Annotated in this window: 15 protein-coding genes and 1 pseudogene; 8 read left to right on the forward strand and 8 right to left on the reverse strand. The window is 72.4% G+C overall.

Features of this window, described 5'->3' with window-relative positions; genetic code table 11:
- Together AB0M82_RS40735 and AB0M82_RS40740 are read left to right on the forward strand one after the other, a co-directional pair.
- A partial coding sequence (locus AB0M82_RS40735) for a DNA polymerase Y family protein (RefSeq protein WP_364734209.1) occupies positions 1–1,312 on the forward strand: 1,312 nt, incomplete at its 5' end.
- Positions 1,313–1,773: 461 nt separating this feature from the next.
- A complete protein-coding gene (locus tag AB0M82_RS40740; RefSeq protein WP_364734211.1) occupies positions 1,774–5,154 on the forward strand; it encodes an error-prone DNA polymerase in 3,381 nt (1,126 codons plus the stop codon).
- Here the strand turns inward: AB0M82_RS40740 and AB0M82_RS40745 are convergent.
- The 3 genes and pseudogenes from AB0M82_RS40745 to AB0M82_RS40755 form a co-directional block, all read right to left on the reverse strand.
- Positions 5,126–5,895: pseudogene (locus AB0M82_RS40745) on the reverse strand (methyltransferase domain-containing protein). The gene AB0M82_RS40740 and the pseudogene AB0M82_RS40745 sit on opposite strands and share 29 nt — an antisense overlap.
- 32 nt (positions 5,896–5,927) lie before the next feature.
- On the reverse strand, positions 5,928–6,356 hold the full coding sequence (locus AB0M82_RS40750; RefSeq protein ID WP_364734213.1) for an acyl-CoA thioesterase: 429 nt from the start codon (positions 6,354–6,356) through the stop codon (positions 5,928–5,930).
- On the reverse strand, positions 6,325–7,161 hold the full coding sequence (locus tag AB0M82_RS40755; protein ID WP_364734215.1) for a helix-turn-helix domain-containing protein: 837 nt from the start codon (positions 7,159–7,161) through the stop codon (positions 6,325–6,327). The genes AB0M82_RS40750 and AB0M82_RS40755 overlap by 32 nt, the downstream gene beginning before the upstream one ends.
- A 74-nt stretch (positions 7,162–7,235) precedes the next feature.
- On the opposite strand from AB0M82_RS40755, the gene AB0M82_RS40760 reads away from it, so the two are divergent.
- Positions 7,236–7,718, forward strand: coding sequence for a VOC family protein (locus AB0M82_RS40760; RefSeq protein ID WP_364734217.1), 483 nt, complete (start codon positions 7,236–7,238; stop codon positions 7,716–7,718).
- Between the two features lie 44 nt (positions 7,719–7,762).
- Complete coding sequence (locus AB0M82_RS40765) at positions 7,763–8,350, forward strand: pentapeptide repeat-containing protein (protein ID WP_364734220.1); 588 nt, start codon at positions 7,763–7,765, stop codon at positions 8,348–8,350.
- Between the two features lie 63 nt (positions 8,351–8,413).
- Here the strand turns inward: AB0M82_RS40765 and AB0M82_RS40770 are convergent, their stop codons facing one another.
- Positions 8,414–11,068, reverse strand: a complete 2,655-nt coding sequence (locus tag AB0M82_RS40770; RefSeq protein ID WP_364734222.1) for a TNT domain-containing protein — start codon at positions 11,066–11,068, stop codon at positions 8,414–8,416.
- A 240-nt stretch (positions 11,069–11,308) separates the two neighbouring features.
- On the opposite strand from AB0M82_RS40770, the gene AB0M82_RS40775 reads away from it, so the two are divergent.
- Entirely contained in the window at positions 11,309–12,166 is an 858-nt protein-coding gene (locus AB0M82_RS40775) for a bifunctional methylenetetrahydrofolate dehydrogenase/methenyltetrahydrofolate cyclohydrolase (RefSeq protein WP_364734225.1), read from the forward strand.
- The gene (locus tag AB0M82_RS40780; protein ID WP_364734227.1) at positions 12,163–12,486 is read left to right on the forward strand and encodes a DUF3017 domain-containing protein; all 324 of its coding nucleotides are present in this window, start codon (positions 12,163–12,165) and stop codon (positions 12,484–12,486) included. Before AB0M82_RS40775 ends, AB0M82_RS40780 begins: the two co-directional genes overlap by 4 nt.
- 8 nt (positions 12,487–12,494) lie before the next feature.
- Here AB0M82_RS40780 and AB0M82_RS40785 read toward each other — a convergent pair whose 3' ends face one another.
- Together AB0M82_RS40785 and AB0M82_RS40790 are read right to left on the reverse strand one after the other, a co-directional pair.
- Entirely contained in the window at positions 12,495–13,679 is a 1,185-nt protein-coding gene (locus AB0M82_RS40785) for an MFS transporter (protein WP_364734230.1), read from the reverse strand.
- A gap of 201 nt (positions 13,680–13,880) precedes the next feature.
- Positions 13,881–14,204, reverse strand: a complete 324-nt coding sequence (locus AB0M82_RS40790; RefSeq protein WP_364734232.1) for a metalloregulator ArsR/SmtB family transcription factor — start codon at positions 14,202–14,204, stop codon at positions 13,881–13,883.
- Between the two features lie 108 nt (positions 14,205–14,312).
- Between AB0M82_RS40790 and AB0M82_RS40795 the strand changes: the two genes are divergently transcribed.
- Entirely contained in the window at positions 14,313–15,497 is a 1,185-nt protein-coding gene (locus AB0M82_RS40795) for an MFS transporter (protein ID WP_364734234.1), read from the forward strand.
- On the opposite strand, the gene AB0M82_RS40800 is transcribed toward AB0M82_RS40795, so the two are convergent.
- Entirely contained in the window at positions 15,494–15,682 is a 189-nt protein-coding gene (locus AB0M82_RS40800; RefSeq protein WP_364734236.1) for a DUF1918 domain-containing protein, read from the reverse strand. The two genes, AB0M82_RS40795 and AB0M82_RS40800, sit on opposite strands and share 4 nt — an antisense overlap.
- A 105-nt stretch (positions 15,683–15,787) precedes the next feature.
- On the opposite strand from AB0M82_RS40800, the gene AB0M82_RS40805 reads away from it, so the two are divergent.
- A complete protein-coding gene (locus AB0M82_RS40805) occupies positions 15,788–16,081 on the forward strand; it encodes a hypothetical protein (RefSeq protein WP_364734238.1) in 294 nt (97 codons plus the stop codon).
- 259 nt (positions 16,082–16,340) lie between these two features.
- Here AB0M82_RS40805 and AB0M82_RS40810 read toward each other — a convergent pair whose 3' ends face one another.
- Entirely contained in the window at positions 16,341–16,625 is a 285-nt protein-coding gene (locus AB0M82_RS40810; RefSeq protein ID WP_364734240.1) for a hypothetical protein, read from the reverse strand.
- Positions 16,626–16,664 lie beyond the last annotated feature (39 nt).

Here is a 16,664-nt window from a genome sequence, read left to right on the forward strand (position 1 = left end):
GGCGCTCGTTGTCGGTGTCGAGGTCGTGCGGCCGGGGCTCGTCGCCGTTCCCGTGGCCGGCGCCGCCGCCTACTTCGGTGGCGAACACGCGCTCGTCGAGCGGCTCGTCGACGAAGTGTCGGCCGCCGCAGGCGTGGAGTGCCAGGTCGGCGTCGCCGAGGGGCTCTTCGCCGCGACGCTCGCCGCCCGGCGCGGTGCGTTCGTCGAACCCGGGCGCGTCGCCGAGTTCCTTGCCCCGCTGCCGATCACCGAACTCGACCAGCCCGGCGCCGACCGCGCGGACCTGGTCGACCTGCTGCGCCGGCTCGGGCTCCGCACGCTGGGCGCGTTCGCGGACCTCCCCGAACGCGACGTCGTCAACCGCTTCGGCGCGGCCGGGATGCTCGCTCACCGGCTGGCGCGGGGCCGGTCCGAACGGCCGCCGCTGCGGCGCCGGCCGCCGCCGGAACTGACGCTGACCGAGGAGTTCGACCCGGTCGTCGAGCGGGTCGACGTCGCGGCGTTCCTCGCCAAGGGCCTCGCGACGCGGTTCTGCGCGGGCCTCGCCGGGCACGGCCTGGCCTGCACCCGGCTCGGCATCTACGCGGTCACCGAAGAAGGCGAGCACCTCGGCCGGGTGTGGCGGTGCGCGGAACCGCTGACCCCCGCCGGCGTCGCCGACCGCGTGCGCTGGCAGTTCGAAGGCTGGCTGCGCGCCGCGCCGGGGCAACGCCCGACGTCCGGCGTGACGCGGCTGGTGCTGGAACCCGAGGAGACCGTCGAAGGCCGGTCCCTGCAGCTCGACCTCTGGCAGAACGGCGGTTCGGAGGAGGACGACGAACGCGCGGCGCGGGCGTTCGTCCGGGTCCAGGGCCTGCTCGGGCCGGAGGGTGTGCTCACCCCCCTGCTCGACGGCGGCCGCGACCCCGCGGGCCGCGTCCGGCTGGTGCCCTGGGGCGACCCGCGCGAGCGGACGGCGTCGCCGGAGGCGACCTGGCCGGGACGGTTGCCGGCACCGTCCCCGGCGACGGTCCTCGACCGTCCGGTGCCCGCACAGGTCTACGACGTCGAGGGGCGGCCGGTCGGGCTCACCGCCCGCGACCAGGTCACGGCGCCCCCGCGGCAGCTGAGCATCACCGGCGGCGTGCGCCGGCAGGTCATCGGCTGGGCGGGCCCGTGGCCACTGGCGGGCGACCGGCGGCGCCCGGGCCCGCGGCGGGCGCGGCTGCAGCTGGTGCTCGCCGGAGCGGGAGAGGAGCCGCCCGAGGCGGTGCTGGTGCACTGCGCGGGCTCCGAAAATCCACTGTGGACGGTCGAGGGAGTGTACGACTGAGCATGGACAACCACTACGCAAGGCGCCTGCGCGACTGGCTGCGCGCGGCCCCCGCCCCCGGCCCAGCATCCGGCTCGGCCGCCGCCGAGCGCGACTGGCTGCGCGAAATCCCGACCCCTCACCCTGAGACTGAGGGGGGTCGCGAGTACCGCGCAGAGGGCTCGGCACCTCAACGTGACGCTGAGGTGGCTCGCAGGCACCGCGCGGAGGTCCCGGAGCCGGAGTCGCAGGAAAGGTGGTCGGTTCGCGGGCAACTGCCGGAGGTTCCGGCGCCTCACCCCGCGGACGACTCGCAGAACGGCATTCTGGCAGTGGTGATCCCCTTCCCTCGCCCCACCCGCGAGAACGGGTGTCGCATGAGCGAGGCCGAGCAGCGCAGCCGCTGGAACCACCCCGCCAATTGGCACCGCCGCCGCGAGGCCGAGGAGCGCCGTCGGCGGGACGAGCCCGGGAGGCGCTGAATGGGCTGGAACAACCCACCCGTCCGCTGGAAGGACCTCGCCCGGACCCTCGCCGGGGGCCTGCCACCCGGCGACCACGGCGACAGCCCCGCCTGGGGACGGCACCGCGAGGCCTACCGGCGGCCCGAAGACCTCCCCGCGCGCGGCAGTGACGACGGCGGCGAGGCCGTCCGCGTGCCTTACGCCGAACTGCACTGCCACTCCAACTTCAGCTTCCTCGACGGTGCCAGCCACCCCGAGGAACTCGTCGAGGAGGCCGCGCGCCTCGAACTGGACGCCATCGCGCTCACCGATCACGACGGCATGTACGGCGTCGTCCGTTTCGCCGAGGCGGCCAGGGAACTGGGCGTCAACACCGTGTTCGGCACCGAGCTGAGCTTCGGGCTCACCGGCCCGCAGAACGGCGTCGCCGATCCCGAAGGCGAGCACCTCCTGCTCCTGGCCCGCGGCGACCAGGGCTACCGGGCCCTCTGCCGCGCCATCACCGCCGGCCAGATCCACCGGGAAGCCGAGAAGGGGAAACCGATCTACGACCTCGGTGCGGTCGCCGAGGAGGTCGCCGGGCAGTGTGTGGTGCTGACGGGCTGCCGCAAGGGCGCGGTGCGCTCGGCGCTCGTCAGGCACGGCCCGTCGGCGGCCGCGGAACAACTCCGGATACTCGTCGAGCGCTTCGGCCACGACAACGTCTACGTCGAACTGACCGACCACCGCCAGCCGCTCGACAGCACCCACAACGACCTCCTGGCGCGGCTCGCCGAAGAACTGAACCTGCCGACCGTCGCCACCACCGCCGCGCACTACGCCCGGCCCGAACGCGCTCCGCTGGCCGACGCGCTCGCCGCGATCCGCGCCCGGCGGGGGATCGACGAACTCGAAGGCTGGCTCCCCGCGGCCGGGACGGCGTTCCTGCGCAGCGGCGCCGAGATGGACGTCATGTTCCGTCGCTATCCCGGCGCGGTGCGGCGCAGTGCGTTGCTGGGCATGGAATGCACGTTTCCGCTGAAGCTGCTCGCGCCGAAGCTGCCGCCCTTCGACGTCCCCGGGGAGCACACCGAGACGACGTATCTCAGGCAACTGACCTGGGAAGGCGCGAAGGAACGCTTCGGCGGCAAGGAGCACGAAGACCAGGCGAAGGCCCAGATCGAGCACGAGCTGGCCATCATCGAGGAGCTCGGCTTCCCCGGCTACTTCCTGATCGTCTGGGACATCGTGCGGTTCTGCCGCGAGAACGACATCCTCTGCCAGGGCCGCGGCTCGGCCGCGAACTCGGCGGTCTGTTACGCGCTCGGCATCACGAAGGTCGACTCCGTCGCGTACGAGCTGCTCTTCGAGCGCTTCCTCGCCCCGGACCGGGACGGCTACCCCGACATCGACCTCGACATCGAGTCCGACCGCCGTGAAGAAGCCATCCAGTACGTCTTCGAAAAGCACGGCCGCCTGAGAACCGCCCAGGTCGCGAACGTGATCACCTACCGCGCTCGGTCCGCCGTCCGCGACGCCGCGAGAGCGCTCGGCTACTCGCCCGGCCAGCAGGACGCCTGGAGCAAGCAGATCGACCGCTGGGGCTCGTTGCGCAGCACCGAAAAGGACCACGACCACGACATCCCGGACGAAGTCGTGCGGCTCGCGTTCGCGCTCGAGGACTTCCCGCGGCACCTCGGCATCCACTCCGGCGGGATGGTCATGTGCCAGGAGCCGGTGAGCCAGGTCGTGCCGGTCGAGTGGGCGCGGATGGCCGACCGCAGCGTGATCCAGTGGGAGAAGGAGGACTGCGCGAGCGCGGGGCTGGTCAAGTTCGACCTGCTCGGCCTCGGCATGCTGTCGGCGCTGCACTACATGATCGACCTCGTCGAGGAGTACAAGGGCGAGCGCGTCGACCTGGCCGAGCTCGACCTCGCCGACGAGAAGATCTACGACATGCTGTGCCGCGCCGACGCGATCGGCGTGTTCCAGGTGGAGAGCCGGGCGCAGCTGGCGACGCTGCCCCGCCTCGAACCCACCGAGTTCTACGACCTCGCCGTCGAAGTGGCGCTGATCCGGCCCGGCCCGATCCAGGGCGGCTCGGTGCACCCGTACATCCGCCGCAAGCAGGGCCGGGAGTCCTGGACGTACGACCACCCGTTGCTGGAGAAGGCGCTGCACAAGACCAAGGGCGTGCCGCTGTTCCAGGAGCAGATGATGCAGATCGCGCTGGACGTCGCGAACTTCACCGCGGCGGAGGCCGACCAGCTGCGGCACGCGATGGGGTCGAAGCGGTCGGACCGGAAGATGGACCGGCTGCGGCAGCGGTTCCTCGACGGCGCCGCCGCGAACGGCGTCGAAGACGAACTCGCGAAGAAGATCTTTCTGAAGTTCAAGGCCTTCGCGAACTTCGGTTTCCCGGAGAGCCACGCGCTGAGCTTCGCGCACCTGGTGTTTTCGAGCGCCTACTTCAAGTACTACCACCCGGACGCGTTCCTGGCGGGGCTGCTGCGCGCGCAGCCGATGGGGTTCTACTCACCGCAGTCGCTGGTCGCCGACGCGCGGCGCCACGGCGTCACCGTGCACGGCCCGGACATCAACTGCAGCCTGCCGCACGCGACGCTGGAACCCTTGCCGTCTTTGGGGGGTCCAGGGGGGCTTGCCCCCCGGCTGGGGTCTGGGGCTCGGCCCCAGAAAACACAGCCGGACAAGGGAAAGCTGCACGCCGTGCGCACCGGGTTGAGCACCGTTCGGACCATCGGGGAGGACGTCGCGAAGCGGATCGTGGCCGAGCGAAAGGCGAACGGCGACTTCATCGACATGGCCGACGTCGCCCGCCGGGTCCGGCTGAAGACACCGCAGATCGAGGCTCTGGCCACGGCCGGCGCGTTCGCGGGCTTCGGCGGCGATCGCCGTCAGGCGCTGTGGACCGCGGGCGCGGTCGCCGGGGAACGCCCGGAAAAGCTGCCGGGCCTGTCCGTCGCGCAGGCGCCGGCGCTGCCCGGGATGGACGGCCTCGACGTCGCGTCGGCGGACGTCTGGGCGACGGGCGTGTCACCGGGCAGCTACCCGACCGAGTTCATCCGCGACCGTCTCGACGCGCTCGGCGTCGTCCCGGCGAGCGGCCTGGCCGACCTCGACGACGGCGCGCGCGTGCTGATCGGTGGCGCGGTCACGCACCGCCAGCGCCCGGCGACCGCGGGCGGGGTCACCTTCCTCAACATCGAGGACGAAACGGGGATGGTCAACGTGATCTGCACGCTCGGCCTGTGGCAGCGCTACCACCGCGTCGCGCGCGCCAGCTCGGCGCTGCTGATCCGCGGGGTGGTCGAGAAGGCCGACGGCGTGGTCAGCGTCCTCGCCGACCGCGTCGAGGCGCTGCCGATGCGTATCAAGGCGAAGTCCCGGGACTTCCGGTGAGGCTCAGGCGCGCCGGACGATGGTGATGATCTCCGGGCTGGTCCCGGTCACCGGAGTGCGGTCCCAGTTGCCGTACTGGGCTTCGACGACGAGCCCGGCTTCGCCCAGGAACCTCGCCAGCTCCGGCACATCGAGGAACCGCAAGGTGCTCTCGCTGAACTGTGGAGCGTCCCAGCTCGGGCTCTCGTACGTCGTCGTGAAGGTGACGTACCCGTTTTCGAACGGCCCGGCGTCGTTCCACGACCGCACCTTCATGCCGTCGGCGGTGACGACTTCGCTCGCGTGCGCGGACGTCCACCGTTCCCAGCCGCGGGCCGCGGGATTGCGCGTGTCGAAGCCGAACCGCCCGCCGGGAGCCAGGGCCCGCCGGATCGCCGCGAAGGCCGTCCGCAGCTCGTCGTCGGTCAGGAGCACCTGGAACGCGTGCCCGGTCATCACCGCGAAGTCGAATTCGTCCGTCCAGGAAACGGTCGACAAATCGCCGAGCACCCACTCGACGTCGTCGCGGCGGCGGGCCTGCGCGAGCATCCCTTCGGCGGGGTCGAGGCCGGTCAGCCGTCCGGTGTGGCCGGACTCCCGCGCCCAGTGCAGCAGCGACCCGGTGCCGCACCCGACGTCCAGCACCGTCGCCGCCGCCATGATCATCGGCAGGTAGAACTCGAAATCGCCGGAGATTTCCCGGGGGTTGAACGCGTCGTACAGCGCGGCGAGGCCGGGATCGACGTAGTCGTGGTCGGGCACGCCCACGACCGTAGTGATCATCGCCCCGGCGCTCACCCGGTTTTCGGGGCCAGCCCCAGCAGCTCCGGGTGCGTGGCCAGCTCCCGCCAGTGCGCGCCGGGGTCGGGCAGCAACCGCCGCCGGTCGAGGTCCAGCAGGCCGGACACGCTCGAAACCTCGGCGACGAGCACGCCGTCCGGCGCGCGGAACTCCTGCGTCACCTGTGAGGTCTTGCCCGTGCCCCAATGGAACACGCAGCCGACCGAAACCTCGCCACCCGGGACGAGCTCGCGGTGGAACCGCACGGTCGTCTCCAGGTTGACCGGGCCGATCCGGCGCGCGGCCAGCCTGGCCGGTTCGATTCCCGCGGCCCGCACGCACGACCAGCGCGCGTGGTCGGCGTAGGCGAGGTAAGCGGGGCCGCGGACGTGGCCGTTGGCGTCGATGTCGTCAGCGCGCACCGCGATCGTGACTCGGAACATGCGGCTGATCGTGGCGCGCGGGCGAGGGCACCGTCTGGAACTTTTCGGCCACCCGCACGAGCGCCGCGGGGGAGGAGCCGGACAGGCGGCGGCATTCGCGGCCGAGGTGCGACTGGTCGGCGTACCCGAGTTCGGTGGCGACCTCGGCCAGCGACGTCCGCCGGGCGGCCAGGGGTTCGAGCCGGCGCAGGAATCGCTGGAACCGCCGGACGCGGTGAAGTCGCTTCGGCCCGGCGCCGACCGCGTGGACCAGGTGCCGTCGCAGCGCGCGTTCGCTGACGCCCAGCTCGTCGGCGATCTCCCCGGCGCGGACCACGGGACGGCCCAGCGCCCGGACCGCGGCCAGCACGCGACGATCCGGTGTCGCTCCTCGCCGGGCGACGAGACCTTCGAGGACTCCGCGTTGGACCTCGGGGTCGCTCGTCGCCGCGAGGGTGTCCGCGGCTCGGCGGGCGTCGGCGCCCCAGACGTCGCTCAGCGGGGTCGTGCCCGCCGGCAGTTCCGGCATCGGCGTGCCGAGCACGGCGGCCGCGGCGCCGCACCGCAGCCGCACGCCGACGCGCGACGACGACGCCGGGATCCACAGCCGCAGCGGGGCGCCGACGGTGACGACCAGCGAGAGCGCCTCGCCGTCCCAGACCAGGTCCGCGCAGCCGTCCGGAAGCACGCGCAGCGGTCGCGCCCAGCCGGTGTTCCCATGCCAGCCGCAGGCCAGCACGCCCGCCAGCGCGGGTGGCGGCGCGACCTCGCGGTAGCTCGACCGCGTGCGCGCGGTGACCGCCAGCGGCCGCAGCGGAACTCCCATGGTTCCCAGTATGCAGCGGTCAATAACTGTCCTATTTCACCATTACCTTCGCGGTATCCAACCGAGGAGGAAACATGGCCAACCCCGTTCCCGACGGCTACACGACGGTCACCCCGTGGATCATCGGCCGGGACACCGCCGCGCTGATCGACTTCCTGAAGCGGGCCTTCGACGCCGAGGAACTCGGCCGGGTCGTCGGGGAGGACGGGAAGATCGGGCACGCCGAGGTCCGCATCGGCGACGCCGTCGTGATGGCGTTCGACAGCCGTGACGACTGGGCCGACACCCCCGGCTACCTGCGGCTCTACGTGCCCGACAGTGAGGAGACCCAGCGCCGGGCGATCGAAGCGGGCGCCACCGAGGTGACACGGCAGACCGTGCTGGCGTTCGGCGACCGCGTCGGCCGGGTGCGCGACCCGTTCGGCAATCTCTGGTGGATCCAGACCCGCCTGGAAGACCTCGACGAGGCCGAGATCATGCGCCGCTGGCAGCTGCCCGAGTACGTCGAGGCGATGAAGTACGTGCAGAGCGCGGAGCTGGTCAACCGCCGTCCTTAGTGGACGGACGCGGGGCCTCCCCGGCGATGTGGCACCCTGGGGCCGTGCTGGAGACCGGGGAGGACTACCGCGAAGCGGTGTTGTCCGGGCAGTGGTGGGAAAAGCGCCGGTTCACCGGCTGCGACTTCACGGGCGCGGACCTCAGCGGGCTGCGGACCCGCGGGTGCACGTTCGACGACTGCGTGTTCAGCCGGGCCGACCTGTCGCGCTCGCGGCACGACGCGTCGGCGTTTCGCTCGTGCACCTTCGATCGCACAGTGCTCGTCGAGAGCCGCTGGACGGCGTGCTCGCTGCTGGGCACGTCGTTCGCCGACAGCGGGTTCGGCGGCATCGCGCTCACCGAATGCGACCTTTCGATGGCGTCGCTCGCGAAGGCGCGGCTGCGCAAGCTCGGGCTGTCCGGGCTGCGGATGCGGGAAGCCAACCTGACCGAGGCCGACCTCACCGGCGCCGACCTCCGCGGCAGCGACCTGACCGGCGCCCGCCTGCAGGGCGCGAAGTTCGAGGGCGCCGATCTTCGTGGCGCGAAACTCGACGCGAACGCCCTGGTCCAGGCCAACCTGAGGGGCGCGCAGGTCGACATCGAGACGGCGATCTCGTTCGCCGCCGCCCACGGCCTGGTCATCCGCTGAAAGCGGCTGAAGGCCACCATCAGGGCATCAAACGCCTGATGGTGGCCTTCAGCGGCAACGGCGTCAGTCGATCGGGGGTTCGCCCGGGTCGAGCTCGATCAGATCGCCCTCCGCGAGCAGTTCCTCGATCGACGCCGGCAGCAGGTACGCCGACCCGCCGCCCGGCTGGTTGAACCACGGGATCGCGACGCCGGCCAGTGCCTCGAGCGGCCGCTGCACGCGGTAGACGTGGTACGGGCGGTTCACCCACTCGGGCACCAGCGACCGCTCGGCGAACGGCGTGCCCGCCGAGTACGTCAGGTTGCCGTTCGGGCCGCCGAAGCGGTCCAGTTCACTGCCCGCGGGCAGTTCGCGCAGCTCCTTGCCGCGGAACAGCGTCAGCGGCGGCTCGCCGGCCATCGGCCCGATCGGCCACTGCTGCTGGCCGCTGCCACCACCGCCGTTGACGGCCGGGCGAGCCGGCTCCTCACGTCGCGGCGGCGCGGGCGGGGCGGGCGGCGGGACCGGCAGGACGCCCTGCGGCGCCGGGGCCAGGACCGTCGGGGCCGACTGCGGCGGCTCACGACGGGGTGGCGCCGGCATCGCGGGCGGCGGCCCGGCCTGCTGCTGCGCCACCGGCGGACCGGCCGGGGCCGTCGCGGGCCGGCGCGGCGGGACCGGCGGCTCGTCGTCCTCGACGTCGCCGAACAGCTCCGCGGCGCTGGTGAACGCCGTCTGCTCCTGGGCGGGCACCGGCTCGGGCTTGCGGACCGGGTACGACCCGGTGGCGATCTCGGGCGACAGCGTCGCGACGACCCGCTGCGGCGCCGGTTCCGGCTCGGGCTCGGGCTCCGGTTCGGGTTCCGGCGCGGGCGGCTCCTCGGCGGGCACGTGGCCCTCCGGGTTGAGCAGCAGCTTGCCGAGCATGAACGCGGCCGCGTCCTCGGCGTCGCCGAACACCGCGGGGTTGCTGAGCTTGCCGTCGTACCAGCCGACGCGCCAGCCGTCCTCGACCTGCTCGACGCTCCAGCCGTGCTCGGCGGGTTCGCCCAGCTTGTACCCGCTTTCGGGCACGTCGAGCTCGTCCAGCTTGGCCTGCAGCCCGGCGAGGACCGGGTGGTCCGGGGTCTCGCGGCGCAGCGCGCGACGGCCCGACCGGGGAGCCTGCTGCGGCGGCGCGGGCGGCTCCGCCTGGGCCGCGGGCTGGGGTGACGGCGGTTCCGGCACCGGCAGCACGCCGGGCACCTCGGGCTGGGTGATCATGGTCGGCGGGCCCGGGTCGAACGCGGCGGGCGCCGGCTCGTCCTCATAGTGCGGCGGGTGCGGCGGCTGGGGTTCGAACGCGGACGGCGGCTCGTCCTCGAACGCGGTGTGCGCCGGCTCGTCCTCCTCGTGGACGGCCGGTTCGTCGTCCCGCTGGAGCTGGAAGGACTCGTCGTCCCGCGGCGGCTCCTCTTCCTGCCGGATCGGCTGGTCGGGGACGTACTCCGCGGTTTCTTCGAGGTCGGGCACCCGGCCCGGTTCGGGGACCGAGCCGTTCGACTCCGCCCCGTGCTCGGCCTGCTGTTCGTAGTCCTCGTCACCGTACTGGTCGTCTTCGGCGAAGCGGTCGTCGAACTCTTGGTCGTCGTAGCCGTCTTCGGCGTACTCGTGCTCTTCGGCCGGGGCCTCCGGCTCGGCCGGGGCGTGCACCGAAAGCGGCGACTCCACCGGTGCTGGCGGCTCGTCCTCGTGCGGCGGTCGCGGCGGTTGCAGCGGTTGCTGCGGCGGCGCGGCGGGCGGGACAGGCGGGGCCGCCGCCATGGCGGCCGCGGCCGGTGGCGGGCCCGCTGGGGCCTGCTGCGGCGGCATCTGCTGCTGGGGCGGCGGGCCCTGCGGCGGCGGCCCGGCCGGACGCTGCTGCGGCGGCGGGGGCTGGTTGCCCCGGGTCAGGTACGCGGCGGCGGCCTGGAGCGTCGGCTCGTCGAGCGGCGGCAGCTTGAAGCCCACCGCACGGACGTGCTCGACCAGGTCCGGCTCCGGCGAGACGCCGTACTTGTGCAGGTAGAAGTTGACGGCGGCGGGCCAGATCCACTGGCCGTCGCTGTGGAAGGCGACCGGGACGGCGGCCTCCGGCGTCGCGGCCAGCCGGTCGATGTCGTAGCCGCGCTCGGGCACCACCAGTGGCGCGTGCTCCAGGTACTCCAGCAGCCGGTCCTGCTCCTCGGCCTCGAGGTCGGGCCGGTTGATCACCGGGCGGCCCGCCGGGCCGACGTTGTCGAAGATCCGGGCGATCCGGAAGTGCGGCCCCGGCTGCTCCGGGCCGAGCCCCGACATCCGGCGGATCAGCCACTCGGGCACGTTGTCCTCGGTGCGGGGGAACATCCGCAGCTCGTCGGAGTAGGCCTGCGGCGGCGGCGCGAGGTTCCACACCGGTTCGTCGCGGTTGTACTCGAGGTTGTAGCTGGACGGGTGGTCGAGCTGGTACCGCGCGTTGAACCAGGTGCCACGGCCGTCCCGGTACATGCCGCCGCGCAGCCTGCCGAACAGGGTGGCGATGTCATGGGTCGCGAGCCAGTCGTGCACCGAGCCGTCCTCGGTGATGATCTCGCCGGTCAGCTCGTGGTACCTCCCGACGGCTCGGTACTCCGCGGTGACCTTGCGCCAGTCGCGCGGGGCGGCACGGAGCAGGGCAAGGCCGATCTGCTTGACCAGGGTGTCCTGCTCGGTCGCGTTCAGCTGCGTCGTCGGTTGTGCCACGGAGACATTTTGACTGTTCGCGCGCGCCTGTGCACCCCGCACGGCCGTTTTGCCACTCGGCGACCCGGTGGCACACGTCCTGACCTCGGCGGATGTGACGTGTGGTACATCACAGCTTGGTCGCGGGCAACGTCGCGAATGGACCGTGTGGGGTAGCGATCACCCTACGCGCCGCGATGGAGGCACGCCTGGAGCGACGCGCGGGGGCACGATGGCGGTCCCTTTGCCAGAATGGGCCGCGTGACGGCGAAGATTCTCGACGGCAAGGCCACCAAGAACGCCATATTCGCGGAGCTCGCGCCCCGCGTCGCGGCACTGGCCGCGAAAGGGGTGACGCCGGGCCTCGGCACCGTCCTGGTCGGCGACGACCCCGGGTCGCATTCGTACGTGCGGATGAAGCACGCCGACAGCGGCAAGATCGGGATCAACTCGATCCGCCGCGACCTGCCCGCCGACATCACCCAGGAGAAGCTCGAAGCCGTCATCGACGAGCTGAACGCCGACCCGGCCTGTCACGGCTACATCGTGCAGCTGCCGCTGCCGAAGCACCTCGACGCGAACCGCGTGCTCGAGCGGATCGACCCGGAGAAGGACGCCGACGGCCTCGCGCCGGTCAGCCTCGGCCGGCTGGTGCTCGGCGAGCGGGGCGCGCTGCCGTGCACGCCGTACGGGATCATCGAGCTGCTCAAGCATCACGGCGTCGAGCTGAACGGCGCGCGCGTCACCGTCGTCGGCCGCGGCATCACCGTCGGCCGCACGCTGGGCCTGCTGCTGACCCGCCGCAGCGAGAACGCCACCGTCACCCTGTGCCACACCGGCACCCGCGACCTCGCCGCCGAGGTCCGCCGCGCCGACGTCGTGGTCGCCGCGGCCGGCGTGCCGGGGATCATCACGCCGGACATGGTCGCTCCGGGCGCCGCGGTGCTCGACGTCGGCGTGTCCCATGTGGACGGCAAGCTGACCGGTGACGTCCACCCGGGAGTCGCCGAGGTCGCCGGCTGGATCTCGCCGAACCCGGGCGGGGTCGGGCCGATGACCCGGGCGATGCTCGTCAGCAACGTCGTCGAAGCGGCGGAACGCTCGGTCCAGGGCCGATGACCATGACGGAGGACCGGCGGGACGTCCACGACCGCCGGAGCAGGCAGTCCCGGTTCACCCAGCTTCCGTTCGCGTTGGTGCTGCTGGTGGCTGCCGTCGCGGTGCTGCGGATCGTCCAGTACCACTGGCGGGAGGGCGCGGCGCTGATCGGCGCCGCGCTCCTCCTCGCCGGGGCGCTGCGGGCGGTGCTGCCGACGGCCAAGGCCGGGCTGCTGGCGATCCGCGGCAAGATCGTCGACATCGTGACGTACGCCGGGCTCGCCGCGGCCGTCCTCTACGTCGCCCTGACGATCATCGGCGGCCCGTTCAGTTCCTCTTAGGACTCTCCTTAGGACGCCATCGCGAGCTCGCGCCGGCGTTCGACGCGGGCTTCGCGGCGGTCCAAGGTGCCCGAGACGATGGCGAGGGTCAGTCCGAAGACGGCCAGTAGCGCGCCGACCCAGTTGGGTGCGACGAGGCCGAGGCCGCCCGCGATCACCAGGCCGCCGAGGTAGGCGCCGATCGAGTTGGCGATGTTGAACGCGGACTGCACGGCGGCCGACACCAGCGACGGCGTGCCGCCCGCCTTCTCCATGATTCGCGCCTGCATCATCGGACCGATCATGAACCCGGCGACGCCGACGAAGAAGATCGTGATCGCCGCGCCGACCTTGCCCTGCGCCGTGATCGTGAAGATGCCCAGCACCGACGCCAGCGCCAGCAGTGCGATGTAGAGGCTCGGCATCAGCGCGCGGTCGGCCAGCCGGCCGCCGAGCAGGTTGCCGATCGTCATGCCGACGCCGGCCAGCGACAGCAGCAGGGTGACGTTGCCCGGCGAGTAGCCGGCGACGTCGGTCAGCATCGGCGTGATGTAGGACAGGCAGGCGAACACGCCGCCCAGTCCGAACGTGACGATCGCCAGCGCGAGGTGCACCTGCGGGCGCCGGAACGCGCCCAGTTCGGTGCGCAGCGACGCGTCGGCGGGCTTGCCCTGGTGCGGCACCAGCTTCGCGATGGCCGCGATGGCGACCAGTCCGATCAGGGCGACGACGCCGAAGGTGGCGCGCCAGCCGACCTGCTGGCCGAGCAGCGTGCCGAGCGGCACGCCGATGACGTTCGCCAGGGTCAGGCCGAGGAACATCATCGACACGGCCTTGGCGCGTTCCCCCGGGCCGACGAGGCCGGAGGCGACGACGGCGCCGGCGCCGAAGAACGCGCCGTGGGGCAGGCCGGCGAGGAACCGGAACGCGACGCCGAACTCCTGGTTGGGGGAGAGCGCGAAGAGGGCGTTGCCCAGCGTGAACAGGCCCATCATGGCCAGCAGCATGGTCTTGCGCGGCAGCCGGACGGCGGCCGCGGTGAGCAGGGGGGCGCCGATGACGACGCCGAGGGCGTAACCGGAGATGAGGTAGCCGGCGGTCGGGATGTCGACGCCGAAGTCGGCGGCCGTCTGGGGCAGCACGCCCATCATGACGAACTCGGTGGTCCCGATGCCGAAGGCTCCGATGGCGAGCGCGAGCAGCGCGACGGGCACGGCGCTCCTTCCAGGGGTCAGTGCGAGAAATCGATTACATGACCAATCCGGTATTCGGTACTGGATCGGTTCAGTTCGGGGACAAAATTAAAGACAGCCGAGCGGCGACGGCGCCGCGAGCTGTCCTACACACAGTCCAACCGACGGAGGGGGGCGTTGTCATCCCGATATCGGGTGACGATCCACACCGTAACGCCCGGCTCAGCGGGGAGCGGCCAGCACGCCGTCCAGGAGGCCCGGGAACAGCGCGTCAAGATCCTTGCGGCGCAACGAGTTGAACCGCGTCGTGCCTTCCTGGCGGCCGGACACGACGCCGGCCTGGCGCAGGATGCTCAGGTGGTGGGTGAGTGTGGACTTGGTCACCGGCACGGTGAGCCCGCCGCACGCGATCTCGTGGCCGGCCGCCGCGAGCTGCCGGACGATCGCCAGCCGCACCGGGTCGGCTAGGGCGCGAAGCACGCCCTCGACGGTGATCTCGTCCCGGGCGGGCATGACGATCGGCGGCAGGGCGACGGACTTGGACATGAGCCCATAGTACGACAACGGTCGAATTTCTGGCAGCGGCGTAGTACGGTGACTGTCGAACTACGACGTTCGTCGAACCAATCCCTGCTTCGCTTGGGGGCCCCAGCCATGTCCGCACCCTCGTCCTCGAGGATCTCGGTCCTCGCCCTCGGCGCGTTCGGCGTCGGGACCAGCGGTTACATCGTCGCCGGGCTGCTGCCCGCGCTGACCGGTGAGCTGCACGTCTCCGCCACGGCCGCCGCGCAGCTCGTGACCGCCTTCGCCATCGCGTACGCGGTGGGCTCGCCGCTGTTCGCCGCCGCCACCGGCACCTGGGAACGCCGGACGCTGCTGGTGGCCGCCCTGGTCGTCACCGGCGCCGGCAACCTGTTCGCCGCGCTCGCGCCCGGCTACGGCACCCTCCTGCTGGCCCGCGTGGTGACCGCGGTCGGCGCCGCGGTGTTCACGCCGGCGGCCAGCGCCGTCGCGGCCCAGCTGACCGCCCCCGAACGCCGGGGGCGCGCCGTCGCGCTCGTGTTCGGCGGCCTGACCGTCGCGCTGATCTTCGGCGTGCCGCTCGGCAGCCTGATCTCGCAGCACCTCGGCTACCGGCCGGCGTTCGCGCTGGTCGCCGCGTTCTCGCTGGCGAGCGCGCTGGCCGTCCGGCTCGCGCTGCCCAGCGTCGCCGCGCCGCCGCGGGTCGGCCTCGCCGAGCGGTTCGCCGCCGGCCGCGACCCGCGGGTGCTCGTCATGCTGGCCACGACGGTCCTCGCCTGCCTGGCCGCGTTCATGGTCTACACGTTCGTCTCGCCGCTGCTGGCCGCGACCGCGGGCGTGCACGGCACGACCGTCACGATCCTGCTCTTCTGCTACGGCGTCGGCGGCGCGGTCGGCAACTTCGCCGGCGGCCGGGCGACCGACCGCTGGGGTTCGCGGACGCCGCTGCTCGTGGTCATCGTGGCCGGCACCGTCGTGATGGCGTTGCTGCCCGTCACGACCGGAACGCCGGTCGCGGCCGGCGTCACGCTGTTCGTGTGGGGCGTGGCGACGTGGTCGTTCAACCCGCCGGTGCAGCATCGCCTGATCGAGCTGTCCCCGGGCCACGCGGGTCTGGTGCTTTCGCTCAACGCGTCCGCGATCTACCTGGGTGTCGGGCTGTCCGGCATCCTCGGGGGCGCGGTGCTCGGCTTCGGCGGGCCGCTGCTGCTCCCGGAGGTCGCGGCCGCGCTGACCTTGGTCGCCCTGCTGCTCGTGGGCTTCGCGTGGGGCCGGGTCCGCGGCCGTGACCGCCGGGAAGAGGTCGCTGTCGGCTAGTCGGCGTGTGCTTGGACTTCGGAGTCGGGCCCGGGGCAGACGAGCGCTTCGTGCCCGTCTGCGAACCGGACGAGGTAGGGCGGCGCACCGTCGGGCCCGCGGACTTCGAGGATCTCGCCGTGCTGCTCGGCCGACCCGACCGTCCGGCCGTGTACCTGGATCTCGTCTCCTACTGTGGCGTGCATGGGCTTCACCTCCGTGTCCAGGGTAAGAGCGTGCCGGGCGCGCGGATAGGCCCGGGAGCGTGCCGAATGGGTAAACTCGCTGGCCGGTCGTGAGAAAGTCGTGACGTGGGCGAGGTGCTGGAGAAGGTCCGGGGCCGCGGCGGCGAACTGGTGCTGCGGCGCGACGGCGAAAACGGTCCCGAGTGGACGGTCACGGCCGGCAACGCGCAGCTGTATTCCCCGGCCGGGGTGGCGCGGCCGGCCGGGTTGCTCAGGCCCGGCGGCGTGCTCGCGATGTGGAGCGCGGACGCGGCCCCGGCGTTCACGGAGCGGCTCCGTGCCCAGTTCGCCGAGGTCCGCGAGGTCCCGGTCGAGGTCCCGCGCGGCGAGCCGGACGTGCTGTGGTTCGCGCGGAACTAGGGCGTGTTTCTCGGATCCGTGTTCGCGATAGCCGGGCCCAGGCGGCCCCTGGCGGCACCGCGGGATCGCCCGAGTACAACCCGGTACGAGGACGTTCCCGCGGCACCGCCAGGAACCACCTGGATCCCGACTCTCATCGAACGAGATCCAAGAAACACGCCCTAGCGGCGGCGGAGAACGCGTCCTGGTGCGAGGCCGTCTGCCGCGGCGGACGGTTCGGCGCGCGGGCCTGGACGCACCCGCGGCGCACGCCGCCCTGCTACCCGGACGCGGTGACGCTCGACCCCCGCGCCACGGCGGCCGACGTCCTCCCGTTCGTCGACGGTTCGGCGGGTTGCTCGGTCAAGGACAGCTTCGCCACCCTCGACCTCTCCGGCGAGGGCTTCGCGGTGTTGTTCGACGCGACGTGGATCGCGTGCGGGCCGGGTGTCCCCGAACCGGGCTGGCAGCACGTCACCGAGCACGGGTTCCCGGTCGACGCGGCGGTGGCGGTGCTGTCGCGCGGCGACGGCGTGGTCGTCGTGCACCGCGGCCCCGGGGTCACGGGACTGTCGAACTTCACGGCCCCGGCGGCGAGCTGGCC

This window comes from Amycolatopsis sp. NPDC051128, assembly GCF_040682715.1.
Lineage (GTDB): Bacteria > Actinomycetota > Actinomycetes > Mycobacteriales > Pseudonocardiaceae > Amycolatopsis.

What these genes read in the sequence shown, in the direction of transcription:
- AB0M82_RS40740 (WP_364734211.1), top strand. Translation starts at nt 1,774, where the DNA reads ATGGGCTGGAACAACCCACCCGTCCGCTGGAAGGACCTCGCCCGGACC.
- AB0M82_RS40795 (WP_364734234.1), top strand. Translation starts at nt 14,313, where the DNA reads ATGTCCGCACCCTCGTCCTCGAGGATCTCGGTCCTCGCCCTCGGCGCG.
- AB0M82_RS40750 (WP_364734213.1), bottom strand. Translation starts at nt 6,356, where the DNA reads ATGTTCCGAGTCACGATCGCGGTGCGCGCTGACGACATCGACGCCAAC.
- AB0M82_RS40780 (WP_364734227.1), top strand. Translation starts at nt 12,163, where the DNA reads ATGACCATGACGGAGGACCGGCGGGACGTCCACGACCGCCGGAGCAGG.
- AB0M82_RS40790 (WP_364734232.1), bottom strand. Translation starts at nt 14,204, where the DNA reads ATGTCCAAGTCCGTCGCCCTGCCGCCGATCGTCATGCCCGCCCGGGAC.
- AB0M82_RS40755 (WP_364734215.1), bottom strand. Translation starts at nt 7,161, where the DNA reads ATGGGAGTTCCGCTGCGGCCGCTGGCGGTCACCGCGCGCACGCGGTCG.
- AB0M82_RS40760 (WP_364734217.1), top strand. Translation starts at nt 7,236, where the DNA reads ATGGCCAACCCCGTTCCCGACGGCTACACGACGGTCACCCCGTGGATC.
- AB0M82_RS40800 (WP_364734236.1), bottom strand. Translation starts at nt 15,682, where the DNA reads ATGCACGCCACAGTAGGAGACGAGATCCAGGTACACGGCCGGACGGTC.